The sequence below is a fragment of the Anabaena sp. PCC 7938 genome, from assembly GCF_049315035.1.
In the GTDB taxonomy this organism is placed as follows: Bacteria; Cyanobacteriota; Cyanobacteriia; order Cyanobacteriales; family Nostocaceae; genus Anabaena; species Anabaena cylindrica.
Genome location: NZ_CP186034.1, coordinates 3746406 through 3761465 on the forward strand (window position 1 = coordinate 3746406; position 15060 = coordinate 3761465).

Sequence of the window (15060 nt, forward strand, 5' to 3'; positions counted from 1 at the left end):
ATTGACAAGTAGAATGAAAAACACTGCCTATTAAATTTGCGGCTGATGAAAAAACTTTCATGTAGCTAAAAAGACGTTAGGCTAGATGCGATGGGTGAAAAATTTATACCTATTGCCTGGAACTAAAAGCCCCATGCTAACAACAGCCCCAGAAACCTCAACTGAATTGACAGCGAACTTATTAGTTCACTATAGTTTTGACCTCAATGGGTACAGTGCCAGTGAGTTAATTAACCGTTGGCGATCCGATTACCCGGTTAATTGGCTACATATGGCAGTAATTGAAGCTCTGTATCAGGGACGTTATAAAGCGATCTCAGTACAACAAATTTTAAACTTCTGGCTGCGACGAGGTCAGGTTATTTATCATTTCAATATGGAATTTGAGCGCTTGATTTGCAGCAAATTCCCCGAAAAATTAACTAAGATGTCTCCACCCGTATTACCATCTATCCCATCGCCTGTACCAATTGAGCCAGTCAAAAAACATCATTTATTACCTGCTCATAGAAATAATTACCAAGAGAGTCACACTGCATCCGGATACCCAACCAATAATGAGGAGGAAGGACGTGTGTTAACATCTCCCTCATTTAAAGTTGCTACCGATACTAGTAAGAGACATTTAGCCGCGTCTGTTAGCCAAAGGCTGATAGCTCAAGGAAGTTTGATCCCCAAACAACTGCCAAAACTGCTGCCAGGAAGTGCCAATCATCCACCCATTGGACAGTTTACCCCGCAAAGGAGCGATCGCTCAGAATCATTCACATCCAAGCTCAGAGCGATGACTGATGAAGAACCTGAATTTGCAGTGTAATTTATGAGTACCGAGTACCGAGTACCGAGTATCTCGTTCCCAGTCTCTGACTGGGAATGCTATTATGTAGGCTCCGCCTTCATTTGTTAGTAAAGGCAGAGTCTTGAGAATTCATTCCCATACTCTGTATGGGAACGAGATAATTACGGATTACGAATTACGAATTACGAATTACGAATTACGAATTACGAATTACGAATTACGAATTACGAATTAATTCAAAGGCTCCATGAAAGCGCTCAAACCTTTACTACTGAAGATTTGAATCATTTCACTGGCATTATCTTGATTATCAAAAATGCCTACCTGCATCACTTTACGACCTTGCCAGACTTTAGAAAAAGCATCAGGGACGACAGAACGAACCACTTGCCGCTGTGAGTCATTAGCGACTGGAACTACTACACGATAACGTACACCCTTGGCAGTACTGGTATAAAGATTGGGGGGTAATGTTTTGACTGAATTGCTAGGAAGCGATGCTTGAGGTGCTGTAAACTCAATCACTCCCGGCTCAATTCTGACATAATTTAATTGTGTTGTATCCGGTTGTGTTGGCAAAGTACTGGGCTGGGAATTATTTTTGCCATGGGATAAAACCACAGTAGACTGGTTAAAACTTCGTGGGATGGTGGGAGCAGCAAATACTATTTCTGAATTTGTGGGTATTTTCTGGGCAGATAGAGAATTTGGTACAGGATTTCTGACTATTGGTGCAGTTCTAGCATTAAAGTCTACATTACCGATCAAGCGATTTCTCACCAGGTTATTGCCAGGAGCAGAAACTACTTGCTTTGCAGCTTTGGCATTAATATCAGAGCGACCGTTATTCCGAAATTGGTTTCCACCTGGTTCTTGAGCATTACCTAAATCGGGTGTAGCTTGGGCAATTACGACCAAACCATCTTCTTTACTGCCTTGAATAATATTATTCCGCAAAATAGGGCTGCTATTGGCTTGGACTATAATTCCTGATCTGTTGTCTTGAATTTGATTGCCTACAATGATCGGGGCAGCATTTTGAGCAATGTTAATGCCAAAACCAGTTTTCTGAAAGAAATTTTCCCGAATTTCGGGACGGGCATTACCAGAAACTGTGATTCCATTAGCACCATTGCTATGAAAATAATTTTTGCTAATAGTCGCAGTAGCATTACCAGCGATGGAAATTCCATCTTGGGTATTGCCGGTAAATGTATTTTCCTGAATGAGGGGATTGCTAGATTCAATCCATAAACCATAACCACGGATATTGGTATTAGTGACCGTGACTCCACTTAAACCTGCTTGGTTTACACTGACTATCGCCACGTTTTTACTGCCAAAGCTACGACTGAGGTATTCACCACCACCAATAATCTTGACACTTCTGCCTTGATTACGAGTGTCTCCTTGAATAGCTACACCCTGTTTCATGGTTATGGGAAATACTTCTCCGGTTTTGAGGCTATATGTACCAGGAGAAAGCATAATGATAGTATCTGGTTGTGCCGTTCGCAAAGCTTGAGTAATCGTCTTTAGAGGAGCGTTTTCACTGCCATTACCCCCTTGGTCATTGCCAATAGTGGGGTTAACAAACAGCAAGTTAGCCTGAGAAATTATTCTCTCATTTTGAAGTTTCTGTTCTGATCTGATGGTAATCTGAGCAGTGGCACTATTAAAATTTGTGTTTAAGAGTGCGATACTGACGACTCCTAAAGCAAAGCTGACACTCAATATTGAGTGAGAAACTGAAGGACTGGCTTCAGGGTAAATCAGTTTTGTAACCAGTTTATTTACTTTACGGTGATGGCAAGATTCAATTTGAAGCATTAACTTTGTATAACTCCTGTGAAACACAAAAGGAATTTTTATACTTTGCAGATAGTAATATGACGATAATATTACTCATAAGTTTACCAAGTGGCTATATTTCATACAAATTAATTAATTAGTAAATATTTAAAGATGCAAATATTTAATAACCAGGCTGGAGGTTTTATGATTAGACTGACAACGGAGTTGTTGTAATGGTCGAAGCCCACAGCCAAGCACAGCAAATAAAAGAAGTGGTTTATCGGATTTTAGATGCCAACTTAGACCGCGCTCGTGAAGGATTGCGAATTATTGAAGAATGGTGTCGTTTTGGTTTAAATGATGCCCATTTAGCTGGGGAATGCAAACGCTTACGTCAAGAGGTAGGTAACTGGCATACGGCTCAAATGAGGGCGGCACGAGATACACCTGGTGATCCTGGTACTGATTTAACCCATCCCCAAGAAGAACAAAGAAGTTCGATTGCATCTTTGTTGCAAGCTAATTTTTGTCGTGTTCAAGAAGCACTGAGGGTGCTGGAGGAATATGGCAAACTGTATGATCCGAATATGGGTAGTACTTTTAAGCAGATGCGCTATCAGGTTTATACCCTGGAAAGTACTTTGATGGGTTATCAGCGTCATCAGTTATTATGGCGATCGCATTTATATTTGGTCACATCTCCGGTAGATAATTTGTTGGAGGTGGTAGAAGCGGCTCTCAAAGGTGGTTTAACGCTGGTACAGTATCGGGAAAAAACTGCTGATGATGTGATGCGTCTGGAACAAGCAACGCAATTAAGGCAGTTATGTCACAATTACGGTGCTTTGTTCATCATCAATGACCGGGTAGATTTGGCTTTAGCAGTAAATGCCGATGGTGTGCATTTGGGACAACAAGATTTACCCATTGCCATTGCCCGACAATTACTAGGAACGCAGCGCATAATCGGCCGTTCTACTACAAATGCCCAAGAAATGCAAAAAGCGATCGCTGAAGGTGCAGATTATATTGGTGTGGGGCCTGTTTATGAAACGCCTACAAAGGTAGGTAAGGCCGCTGCTGGTTTAGAATATGTGAGTTATGCGGCTAAAAATTGTGCAATTCCCTGGTTTGCAATTGGGGGAATAGATGCAAGTAATATCAATGATGTGATTGATGCAGGAGCGCGACGGGTAGCTGTAGTGCGATCGCTCATTCAATCTGAACAACCTACTTTAGTCACACAATATTTTATTTCTCAACTCCATCGGAAGTAGAAAAGAAGGTGACAGGTAACAGGTGACAGTGCTGTAGGGGTGGGGTTTCCCTGCCCAATTACGAATTACGAATTAGGATTATGAATTATCAAATTAGTTTACAAGTCAATGGGGAAACACAGAGTTGTGTATCCGAAACGTCGTTACCTGAATTACTTCAGCAGTTGGGTTTTAATCCCCGGTTGGTAGCAGTGGAATATAATGGTGAAATTTTGCACCGTCAGTTTTGGTCAGAAACTAAAATCCAAAACAGCGATCGCTTGGAAGTAGTGACAATCGTTGGTGGGGGTTAGACAGAAGGCAGGGAGCAGGGAGCAGGGAGCAGGGAGCAGGGAGCAGGGAGCAGGGAGCAGGGAGCAGGGAGCAGGGAGCAGGGAGCAGGGAGCAGGGAGCAGGGAGCAGGGAGCAGGGGAAGATGATTTTTACCCATTACCCATTACCAGTTACCCATCGCTTAATAATTCAACAAACAGGAATAACGAGACTCAGGTGCATATAACCAGCGGTGATAGGTTTTGCGTTTGGCTAATTCTTGTCCTTTGCGTCCGAGTTTTTCTCGTAACTGCTTGTCTTGACACAAACGTTTAAAGGCTTGCAAAACTTCATAACCAGAATCGGGATTTACCAATAGGCCATTTTCTTCATGGTGGACTGCATCTAAAATACTCCCTAAGCGGGAGGCAATCACAGGTTTACCAAAGTATTCTGCTTCTAAGTAAACAATACCAAAGTTATCTATGCTTTTAGCGTTATCTTCCCACAAGGTCAACATAGCGAAAATGTCGCAAGCTGCATAATAACTGGCTAATTCTCGTTCAGGTACAGATCCAGCAAAATGTACTCGTTTATCTACCCGTAAACGTTGAGCTTGGGATTTTAGCTGTTGTTCACAGGAGCCTTCACCACAAATTATGTAATGGACATCTACACCAACAGTTAATAGTAAAGGAATATTATCTATAACTCGGTCGAAGCTTTTATGTTTAACTAACCTACCCACAGAAAGAATTACAATAGCTGTTTCAGAAATATTATAAGTCTGACGTAAGCGCACACGTAAATCATCCAGATGACTAGGACTAGTGGGATTACCAAATTTTTCTGGTCTCACAACTGGATTAATTACATGAGTAGGTGTATCTAGGCGAAAAGTAGTTCTTAAAGTATCCCTAACATAGGAACTATTACAAACAATTCCTTCGGCTCGTTTGAGGGTAATTTTAAATAGCAACCGCCACAATGGATTACGAGAAATGCTAACCAAATCGTTACCATGGAGGTAGATAAAAAAGCGAACAGGTAAGATATAACTGAGTATTAACAAAGCTATAAAATCGTAACCATGACACCATTCAATGTAGCGGTAATGATAACGAAAATATAGTTTAATAGCTAGTAATATTGAGCAAATAATATTAAAAACAGGCTTAAAAATGCTGCTCAATAAATTACCACCCCAGAAACTAAAATAAAGCCAGCGATAAACTGGAAATTGTTGCTCTTTATCAAAAATCTTATCTCCTGAGCAACCAGCAGCCAGTACAATCACTCTATCTGGATCTTGTAAACAACGATTATAGACATATTCTCCAATTACAGCCTGTTGTGGCTGGAATATGCGCGAGATAACTAGGATGTCTGGGTAATCTGTTTTCTCCCGGAAGTGTGTCCCTAGTTGTGAAATATGTTCCATGATTCAGGTTGATAAATAAACTTCAAATCCTTAAACTTAATTTCTTGATTTTTTCTGATTGAATGCCCATCAGCAACGTAGAAAATAATGGCTGAATGGGATTGATAGTTTTTATCTGAAAGATCAAATTTTTATCAGGATTAAAATAGCGTGTAGTCCAAGCTATAAAGTCAAATTTAATCCTGAAGAGATATTGATTTTTAAATTGACTTAAACCTAAGTTTGGATTAATAAGCTGTTCCCGAAATTTCAAACAATACTAACTATTCCAAATTGGTCTAAATTTTATGCTTGCCTATCAATTACTGACAAAATGAAGATTTTCACATGATGAACTTTCACTAGATTTTATTACTGATATGCACCAGCAAATGTTCAAGGAATGCTGGGTAAAATACTAAATCTAGCTGCTATTAATAGCCTAGCTTGAATATCGCCAGAACTCATGCCAAATTGCCAGAAAATATCTGATAATTTGCTACTCTAGATAATATGTTTTCTATATTTCAATAATATTTTTATCTTTCCATAATTACCTAAATACAATTAATTGCACATCTTTTTTCTGTTGTTTATTACCTAGATAGTTCAACGAATTTAATCGTGTCTAACTATTTACTAATTACTACTGCTGTAGAGACTATTTGTGCTATTATTCATCATAAAAAATTTCGTCATACTGTATAATTTTCTCCTTGTACTGTTAGTAGTATCAAACATCCATTCTCTGGAGTGGTAATTGTATTGATTGTTGTTAATAGCAGCAATGATTATTCAAACCCCCTTGCCAATATGTGCTGAATATTCTTTACCTATCCGGAAAAAAAATAGTTCCTATCCTAAAAAATTTAATTGGCAAAAATTTAACCATATTCGCGTAAGTATAGAGTTAAAATTATTGCTAATAAATATTATGGTGCTGAAAAAAAGTAATAATTAATTGATGCCAAATTTCTGCGATGCCTATGGCGTTCTGTAGATCACAAAGAAGATTCATGGTACGGTTATCAACGCGAGAAATCCCCCCTATGTTCACTGCCAAGCCAAGATAATAGGCGTTAGATTAGGTATATAGCTGACAAAGACAGACTTGTTTGCCTGTAGCTATTATCACCTCACAATTGTCAAACTTCTGGCAGCGAGGGGAGAAATCTTAAAAATAGTGTTTTTCACCTGATTGATTATGCGTAAAAAATTACAACAAACCCTCAAACCACTGTTAAAAATTGCCTTTGTCCTGGGTCTGGTAATGGCTTTAGCACTCGGTAACGCTGATGGTGCATTAGCTGCACGCAGTGGTGGACGTATTGGGGGAGGTTCCTTTAGAATGCCCTCTAGCCGGACTTACACTCCACGCACCTACGCACCTGGTGGTGGTGGAGGATATTATCCTGGTGGCGGTTTTGGTGGTGGTGGTTTTGGATTTCCATTCCTACTTCCTTTGTGGGGTATTGGGGGAGGTTTTGGCGGGTTGTTCGGGATTTTAATCTTTTTTGCGATCGCTAATTTCTTAGTCCAAAGTTTCCGCCGTGTTAACGGTGGAGAAGGTGAAGAAGTTGGCTATAGCAGCAATCCCAGCGTTTCTGTCACCCGGCTACAAGTAGGTTTATTAGCACAAGCTAGAGGCTTACAAACCGAACTTAACCAAATTGCAGAAAAAGCTGATACCAACACCCCAGAAGGAAAAGCAGAAATTTTGCAAGAAGCGAGTTTAGCTTTACTGCGTCATCCTGAATATTGGGTATATGCCGGTGGTGGTAGCCAACAAGTGAAATTAAATGCTGCTGAATCACAATTTAACCGCTTGTCATTGGCTGAACGCAGCAAATTTAGTGAAGAAACCCTTTCTAACGTCAACAATCAGCTAAAATCCGTTTTGGCTAAAGAGTTACCCGGTGAAGTAGATAATCCCACCCGTTTAATCAGTGAAGGGCCTGGAGAATATCTCATTGTCACCTTATTAGCTGCAACTTTGGGTAAATGTGAAATTCCCCAAATTAATAGTGCTGATGATTTAAGTCGGGCTTTGCGACAAATTGGTAGTCTTCCTGGTGAGCAACTTTTAGCTCTTGAAGTATTGTGGACTCCCCAAGCAGAAGGAGATACTTTAACTTCTGATGATTTGTTTGCTGAGTATCCTGATTTGAAGTTGGTTTAACCAAGCTTTAGGTAGCAAAATTTCTCGTTTCTCGTTCCCATACTCTGTATGGGAATGAATTCTACAAGGCTCTGCCTGGGCGTGATAGTAGAGTCAGGAAGGATATAAGGGTTTAGCAATGCTAAACTCCTACCCATTTTTAGACTTAATCAATTTTAATATAGTTCTTCCTTATCAAGTTTATGATAACAAAATTTAAATCAATCGTCAACCCCCAAAACTCATTTTTTTCCTTGACTTACATCTTGCACTTAGAAGAGAATTCAGGGGCTACATAAACTTTAACTGAATAAGAAATTAGCACCAAATAAGTTAACATTCACATCAGCACCAATAAAGCCAGATGTACCGGATAAAGTGACTAATAACTGACCTGTACCAAAACCAGTATCACCCGCAATATTATTACTAATTCGCAGTTGTGTATTTATACCTGATGTCAGCACATCAATAGCAGTAATACCAGTAAAATTGAGTTTATCACCACCGACACCACGAACAAATTGATAAACGGTATCTGCACCATTACCAAAGACGTAGTTAACGTTATCTACTGCATTATCGTTTAAACCTAAATAAAGGATGTCGTTACCAACTTCACCAATTAAGATATCTGCACCTGCACCACCATTAAGAGTATCATTACCCGCACCACCGCTTAAATTATCTCCTCCCTTACCACCTTTGATCAAATCATTACCGGCAGTACCAACAAAACTAAATTTTCCAGCAAATCCACTTAAATCAAATCGTTCAAATCCTACAATAGTTGTGCCTGTAATATTTAAGAGTTGATTGGTGGTGTTATTGGCATTAATGGAAATACTATTTGCAGTTGTTCCTCCCTTAATAACTAGGGAATCAATTCCCGTACCACCATTGAGAGAATCTTGTTGTTGTAAATTAGTGAAGACGCTGGTAATAGTGTCATTACCACTTTGAGTATTGATAATATCTTTTTCGGCAGTTGTGGTGATACTTTCGTTATTAATAGTGCCTGTAAAAACGTTATCTAAGTTGTTGATATTAATGGTTAATGGTTTCTCATAAAATAAATTACCTTGGTCTCTGGTGCGAACTCTGATGGTATAACTATTTTTGCTTTCATAATCGAAAACGAATTTGCTTTTGAGTTGATTGTCGACTATTGTAAATAGGTTATTATTTGTAGAACCGCTTCCAGTAACTAAGCTGTAGGTGAAAGTATTACCTGGATTGGGGTCGGTGCTGCTAAAGTTACCAATAACTGTATTAATTAGTTGATTTTCGGCAATATTGCTATTAGATAAAGTCAAGTTTGTAGGGGCTTGGTTAGGAAAATCATCGTTAATAATCGTGCCTGTAATAGTTGTACTTGTTCCTATTTGATAGGTTGTTGCTGATGACAAACTCAGAGTTACAGTTTCATTATTTTCAATTATTGTATCGGCAGTGGGGTCAATCCTTAAAGTTGCTGTGGCAGAATTAGCTGCAAAGGTGATTGTGGCAGTAGTTGTATTAAAATTAGTTGCCCCAATTTGGGTATAATCGTTATTAAAAGTAGCTGTTCCCCCAACGTTATAGTTAACGGTTAAGGAGTTGGTTAAAGTGCCATTGCGGGTAAAAGTGTAAACTAGATTTGTTACACCATTTTCGGTGACGCTGGTGGGATTTATCGCTAAGTTGATAATAGGTAAAACTGTGACTGAAAACTGATAATCTAAATAGTCACCAAATAAATTTGTAGCGCGAAGGGTAATATTGGCAGTACCAGTTTGGTTAGGAAGATAATCGAGTAAAAGTTGGTTATTATTAATAACAGGAGTGACTAAGGTGGGTTTTGAGTTACCAACTACAGTAAATTTAAGTTCATCCTCTTGTGAAACTGTGATGCTACTGTAACGAATAAAATTATTATCTCTCGTAATAGCAGGTTGGGCGGGATTATCGACAACAAGAGGTAGATTTGTAAAGGCTGGATTAATGCTACTTCCGTTGTAAATTGGTAGGGCAGAAATAGCATCAATAGTTGCTAAATCATTGTTAGAAAGAACTTGTCCAAAAACGGTAAAACCGCCATTTTGATTATTGAGATTAGTAGAATTATCTGCTAGGTTAAAAAACCATTGATTAGTGGCACTATTAGGATCATTACCTAGTTTAGCCATAGCGATGGTTCCGCGCACGTTAGAACGCTGGGTACTAAATTCATTCTGCACCGGTGCGTTAGCGGGAATGGTTCCTACAGCTAGGTTATTGACTGTAAATCCACCACCTTGAACAATAAAGTTACGAATAGAACGATGAATAATGCTGTTGGTATAACGTCCATTATTGACATAGTTGCGGAAATTTTGGACTGTTTTTGGTGCGCCGATTCCGTTTTGATCGAATAGGACTACATTAATTACTCCATTGCCTATTGATGTATTTGCTAAATTAAAATGGGCTACGAGTCCTGTTGTGCTAGGGTCATCAAAGTAGTTAATTAAATTTAAATTAGTATCGGTTGCATTTACTCCCACAAAAATATTATTGATGGGGGTGGTGATAATAGGTGTAAATTTGAGCATATTGTTGATTTGTAGTATAGAGTTTAGAATTTTTTGGCAAATGACCGCTGTAAAGCCCTACGGGCATAGCTGCGCTTATTACCGCGTAGCGTGCCGATAGCTTGCGTGGCGACGCAGGAACCATAGGCATTAGCTAAAAGCTGCTGTATTTTAAGCGACATTGATTAATATTTATGCTAATTTCACGGAAAATTTATTTAAGTATTTGTACAGAAAACCCAAAGCACCGAAAAACCTAGTCTCACTGTTAATAGCTTGATGATTAGCGGCTGTTTGTCTGATAGCATTCAGTTATCAGTATTCTGTAGGTTGGGTTGACGTAAGGAAACCCAACAAAACCAACATGATTAATACACTTGTTGGGTTGCGCTGTCGCTTAACCCAACCTACACCAATTAACATTCATCAAATTTAACCTTGATTACTACAAGGGTGCAAGATATCATTATTAAGTTTATCATTTATAGTTACAGTTTTTTTAACACAATATTTTTTGTCTGATTTAGAAATTTATAGCTTTTAAATTAATTAGGAACAGTATCTTCATCCTGAAAATCCTCAAATCCTGGACATCCTGATTCAGACATCACCCGAAAACACCACTCGAAAACCCGACATTCTCAAACCATCATCTGCTTCATTCCAAGTACGACTGGCACTGCGACAAAGTTCAGCACTGAAATTCCAAGCACCACCGCGCAAAACCCGACGATGTTCATCACCACCAATATTCCACACACTACCATCTATAGGTGCGCCATCATAATTTTTATGCCAAGGATCAGCACACCATTCCCAAACTAACCCGTGCATATCATACAAACCAAAGGCATTAGCTATCTTAAAACTGCCTACATTTGTGATTTCTTTGCGGAAATGGCTTCTTGGTTCCACAGCATAAAAATCACCACCATTACAGTTAATTAAATCAGACGTAATCCTTTCCCCAAAATGAAAAGCAGTTGTAGTTCCTGCACGACAAGCATATTCCCATTCTGCTTCACTGGGTAAACGATAATTGCGTCCAGTTTTCACCGACAACCGCAAACAAAATTCTACAGCTTCATACCAAGAAACATTTTCTATAGGGAAATTTGCACCTTTATATTTTGATGGGTTAGAGTCTAAAGCTTGTTGAATTTTTGGTAAAGCTGCTATTGCTTTCCATTGTGCTTGAGTAATAGGATATTTCCCCATGAAAAAATTTTCAACCCTAACTTGATGTTGAGGATATTCATCAGCATCAACTTCAAATTCTGGTGAACCCATCCAAAAACTACCACTAGGAATAGATACCATTTCTAAAGTGACGTTTTTATTCACTTCTTCTGCAAAAAATTGAGCGCTACCTTTCTCGCATTTAATTTCTCTTCCTGCGGTATCTACAGTAATAATATCAAAATCGAAATTTTCTAAAGGTGGTAGGGGAACGATAACCTTAACTTTTGGTGGTGGTGTTTCGATAATCGGAGTAATATTTAATGCTGCTGGTGGAGAGGTTTCGGCTTTTAAATCATTCAAAACTTCTGTAGCTGACTGATATCTATCACTGGGGAAATGTTGGAGTAATTTATCTAATATATTTTTTAATTCGTCACTAATCGTAATACCTTTTTCCTCTAAACGTTCTTTCCATAACCATTTAGCATTCATGGGATTATAAAGAGGATCTTTAAGTCCATAGGTATCTTGCATAGGTAAATCCTGAGTTAATAACCTGACACAAGTTACACCCAAAGCATATAAATCACTCGCATGACAAGCAAAACCTGCCATTTGTTCTGTTGGTGCATAACCTAAAGTATAAATGGCTGTAGCTTGTCTGGCTATACTAGTATGGGTAACTTGTTTTGCACCACCAAAGTCAATTAATACAGGTTTTTTATCTATATCTTGACGAATAATATTTTCAGGTTTGATATCCCGATGAATTACATTTTTTTGGTGAACAAAATCAAGTACTGGTAATAAATCAGCTAAAAGTTGGCGAATTTCTGTTTCGCTATAAGCCTGTTTTTGAACTTCTTCTAGGAGTGTTTTACCAATAATAAATTCCTGTACTAAATACAAACTAGCACCTTGTTCAAAGTAAGCTAATAAACGGGGAATTTGGGAATGATTTTCACCCAGTTCATATAATCTAAACGCTTCTTCTTTGAAGAATTCGGCTGCTTTTGCGCGTTGTCCTGTTCCCTGAACTTGAGGAAAAAATTGCTTAATGACACATGGTGCATTTAGTCTGTCTACGTCTTCTGCTGCGTAGGTTTTGCTAAACCCACCTTCACCTAATAACCGCAAAACACGGTAACGGTTTCTGAGTAGTTTTCCAAATGTACCATGTCCGCAAACGATGCAAAATTTACTGTAGTCAGGGTTGAAGGGGTTTGAACAATTGGGATTTTGGCAAATTTGCATGGTGGAGAGGAAGATAGCATCTTTTCCAAAGTCGTCCCCAATATTATCTAATTTAAAAAAGATATTTAGGTCAGCAAACAAGGATATCTATCTATGTCCTGACATTAGCTCATTACGGTAATAAAAGTGAAGAGAATATGTTGATTTATCTATTATGTTGGGGAAGTTATAAATCTGTATATATTATATATATGGGCGCACAGATTTTGACTATATAATTAATAATAGAAGATTTTGAAAATTTGTCAAGTGTTTGGTCGATAATTCTATCTGCGTGAAAATTAAGAGAGATTTTGAGAATAGATAAATTAACACATTCAATAATTACTCAGGTTGAATTTTTCTCTGGTTGGTTACGAGGTGGTATATTAAGTTGCGTTTACCCTGGGATGCCCAGGATGAAGAAATGGATAATTAGTCTGAATCAGGATGCCCAGGATTAAAGGATGAAGAAATGCTTAGGGCTTGCTGATTAAATCCTAGCGATCCTCAAATCCGGTAAATCCTGATTTTGACTACTAAATATTGGAATTAATTTAGTCAATCTTCAAGTTGAAAGGTAAGCGGGCATAAATTCCTTGAGGATCGTTCATTTTGTTTAAAATGGAAATTTCTTGCTGCAATTTTTCAAATTCTGCTAAAAGTGGGTTAGCTGATTTGATTTGAGTTTTTTCAATTCCTAGTTTTGCTTGTGCTTCTTGCAGTTTACGCCCAAAAAAGCGTTCTTCTAAGGTTGTCGCTCGTGGATATTCCTGTAATTCCCAATTATTACCTAATTTGGCTGCTTTGGCGGCATATTCTATGGCGACATTAAGACCACCAATTTCATCAACTAAACCGATTTGCTTTGCTGCTGCACCTGACCAAACTCGACCTTGGGCAATTTCTGCTACTTTTTGTTGGGGTAGCTTTCGACCTTGGGCAACTTTACTGATAAACATATTATAAATGCGGTTAACACTGCGCTGATAAAGTGCTAATTCTTGGGGTGATTTGGGACGAGAAACGGTTTGGTTATCGGCATATTTTGCAGTTTTGACTGTATCCCAGGTGATGCCGTTGTTATCTGCTAGCTTTTCACCGTTAAATAGTACGCCAAAGACACCTATAGAGCCTGTGATGGTGTTGGGTTCGGCAAAAATGCGGTTGGAGTCGCTGGCTATCCAATAACCACCGGAGGCGGCGATATCACCCATTGAAACGATGACTGGTTTAACTTGTCGAGTTAATTTTATTTCTCGTTGTATAACTTCGGAAGCAGTGGCGCTACCACCAGGGCTGTTAATTCGTAAAACGACAGATTTGACATCTTGATCTTGGCGGATTTTATTGAAGATTTGAGCAAAGTTATCGCCTCCTATTTCTCCATTTTCCCCTTTTCCATCGACTATTTCACCTTCTGCATAGACGATCGCAATTTTATTTTCTGAGTTGCGTTCTACACCCATTGATTTACCGGGAACTTCGGCATAGTCACTGATGTTAATTTGGCGGAAGCTTTTATCGTCTTTATCACTAGCAGTTAATTTTTTTAGGTCAGTAACTACTTCATCTAGATAGGCTATCTGATCCACCAAACCATTGCTTTTAGCTGTGTTAGCTTCTAGGATAGCTTGACTATCTGCGATCGCTTGCAATTTCTGCGGTTGCATTTTCCGGCTTGTCCCCACAGATGTTCGCCATTCTCCCCACACGTCATCTAATAATTTCTGGGTTTGTTGTCGATTTTCTGGACTCAGTTTGTTTAGTATAAACGGTTCTACTGCTCCCTTAAATTTACCCACTCGGACTACTTGAACACCTATACCGTATTTCTGCAATGCTCCCGTCAAAAACATTGGCTGTGAACTCAAACCGTTGATTTCCATTAGTCCTACGGGATTCAGGACGATATTATTAGCTACCGAACTTAAATAATATTCCCGTTCATTCCAGTCTGTGCCATAGGCGACAATTTTTTTGCCAGATCCACGGAATTTATCTAAAGCTTGACGGATTTCTTTGAGGGAAGCATAGCCGAGTCCACTAGCTGCACCAGATTTTGTCGCATCTATATAAATACCAACAATACGCGGATCTTTTTGTGCTTTTTCTAAAGTTTCGATAACTTTGCGGAGTGTAATTCTATCTTCGTCTACTCCTGTTAAGGTTGTTTGCAGTAAGTCACTGGAACTAGGTTGACTGTCAGTGATTTTCATAGACAAGTCAAAAACCAGCATGGATTTATCTTTGACTTCTGGCCCCGTATCTTTGGAGCTAGTAGCAACGATTATCAGGAATAATAAGCCTAGAGTACTGATACCAGAGAAAATAGTCAGCCCCAGTAAGCTACCAATTAAACTAGCAAAAGTTTGTTTAAGAAAGTTAGTCAT

9 protein-coding genes are annotated in these 15060 nt (G+C 38.8%); 4 read left to right on the top strand and 5 right to left on the bottom strand.

Features of this window, described 5'->3' with window-relative positions; all coding sequences use genetic code 11:
• Nucleotides 1-133: 133 nt before the first annotated feature.
• The gene (locus ACOWPH_RS17175; RefSeq protein WP_042466147.1) at nt 134-817 is read left to right on the top strand and encodes a hypothetical protein; all 684 of its coding nucleotides are present in this window, start codon (nt 134-136) and stop codon (nt 815-817) included.
• A gap of 213 nt (nt 818-1030) precedes the next feature.
• On the opposite strand, the gene ACOWPH_RS17180 is transcribed toward ACOWPH_RS17175, so the two are convergent.
• Nucleotides 1031-2629, bottom strand: a complete 1599-nt coding sequence (locus ACOWPH_RS17180) for a DUF1565 domain-containing protein (RefSeq protein WP_015216594.1) — start codon at nt 2627-2629, stop codon at nt 1031-1033.
• A 197-nt stretch (nt 2630-2826) separates the two neighbouring features.
• On the opposite strand from ACOWPH_RS17180, the gene ACOWPH_RS17185 reads away from it, so the two are divergent.
• Nucleotides 2827-3870 (top strand): thiamine phosphate synthase, encoded by a 1044-nt coding sequence (locus ACOWPH_RS17185; RefSeq protein WP_015216595.1) that lies wholly within the window; start codon nt 2827-2829, stop codon nt 3868-3870.
• A gap of 80 nt (nt 3871-3950) precedes the next feature.
• Nucleotides 3951-4163: a sulfur carrier protein ThiS gene (thiS, locus tag ACOWPH_RS17190; protein ID WP_015216596.1), complete on the top strand. Its 213-nt coding sequence runs from the start codon at nt 3951-3953 to the stop codon at nt 4161-4163.
• 161 nt (nt 4164-4324) lie between these two features.
• Here thiS and ACOWPH_RS17195 read toward each other — a convergent pair whose 3' ends face one another.
• A complete protein-coding gene (locus ACOWPH_RS17195) occupies nt 4325-5563 on the bottom strand; it encodes a glycosyltransferase family 4 protein (protein WP_015216597.1) in 1239 nt (412 codons plus the stop codon).
• A 1183-nt stretch (nt 5564-6746) separates the two neighbouring features.
• Here ACOWPH_RS17195 and ACOWPH_RS17200 point away from each other — a divergent pair.
• Nucleotides 6747-7721, top strand: coding sequence for a DUF1517 domain-containing protein (locus tag ACOWPH_RS17200; RefSeq protein ID WP_015216598.1), 975 nt, complete (start codon nt 6747-6749; stop codon nt 7719-7721).
• 281 nt (nt 7722-8002) lie between these two features.
• Here the strand turns inward: ACOWPH_RS17200 and ACOWPH_RS17205 are convergent, their stop codons facing one another.
• The 3 genes from ACOWPH_RS17205 to sppA all read right to left on the bottom strand — a co-directional run bounded on the left by ACOWPH_RS17205 (nt 8003) and on the right by sppA (nt 15060).
• Nucleotides 8003-10273 carry a peptidylprolyl isomerase gene (locus ACOWPH_RS17205; RefSeq protein WP_015216599.1) on the bottom strand — a complete coding sequence of 757 codons (2271 nt, stop codon included), beginning with the start codon at nt 10271-10273 and terminating at the stop codon, nt 8003-8005.
• A gap of 579 nt (nt 10274-10852) precedes the next feature.
• Complete coding sequence (locus ACOWPH_RS17210) at nt 10853-12688, bottom strand: bifunctional serine/threonine-protein kinase/formylglycine-generating enzyme family protein (RefSeq protein WP_015216600.1); 1836 nt, start codon at nt 12686-12688, stop codon at nt 10853-10855.
• A 536-nt stretch (nt 12689-13224) separates the two neighbouring features.
• Entirely contained in the window at nt 13225-15060 is a 1836-nt protein-coding gene (gene sppA, locus ACOWPH_RS17215; RefSeq protein ID WP_015216601.1) for a signal peptide peptidase SppA, read from the bottom strand.

What these genes read in the sequence shown, in the direction of transcription:
- thiS (WP_015216596.1), top strand. Translation starts at nt 3,951, where the DNA reads ATGAATTATCAAATTAGTTTACAAGTCAATGGGGAAACACAGAGTTGT.
- ACOWPH_RS17180 (WP_015216594.1), bottom strand. Translation starts at nt 2,629, where the DNA reads ATGCTTCAAATTGAATCTTGCCATCACCGTAAAGTAAATAAACTGGTT.
- ACOWPH_RS17175 (WP_042466147.1), top strand. Translation starts at nt 134, where the DNA reads ATGCTAACAACAGCCCCAGAAACCTCAACTGAATTGACAGCGAACTTA.
- ACOWPH_RS17200 (WP_015216598.1), top strand. Translation starts at nt 6,747, where the DNA reads ATGCGTAAAAAATTACAACAAACCCTCAAACCACTGTTAAAAATTGCC.
- ACOWPH_RS17205 (WP_015216599.1), bottom strand. Translation starts at nt 10,273, where the DNA reads ATGCTCAAATTTACACCTATTATCACCACCCCCATCAATAATATTTTT.
- sppA (WP_015216601.1), bottom strand. Translation starts at nt 15,060, where the DNA reads ATGACTAACTTTCTTAAACAAACTTTTGCTAGTTTAATTGGTAGCTTA.
- ACOWPH_RS17195 (WP_015216597.1), bottom strand. Translation starts at nt 5,563, where the DNA reads ATGGAACATATTTCACAACTAGGGACACACTTCCGGGAGAAAACAGAT.
- ACOWPH_RS17185 (WP_015216595.1), top strand. Translation starts at nt 2,827, where the DNA reads ATGGTCGAAGCCCACAGCCAAGCACAGCAAATAAAAGAAGTGGTTTAT.
- ACOWPH_RS17210 (WP_015216600.1), bottom strand. Translation starts at nt 12,688, where the DNA reads ATGCAAATTTGCCAAAATCCCAATTGTTCAAACCCCTTCAACCCTGAC.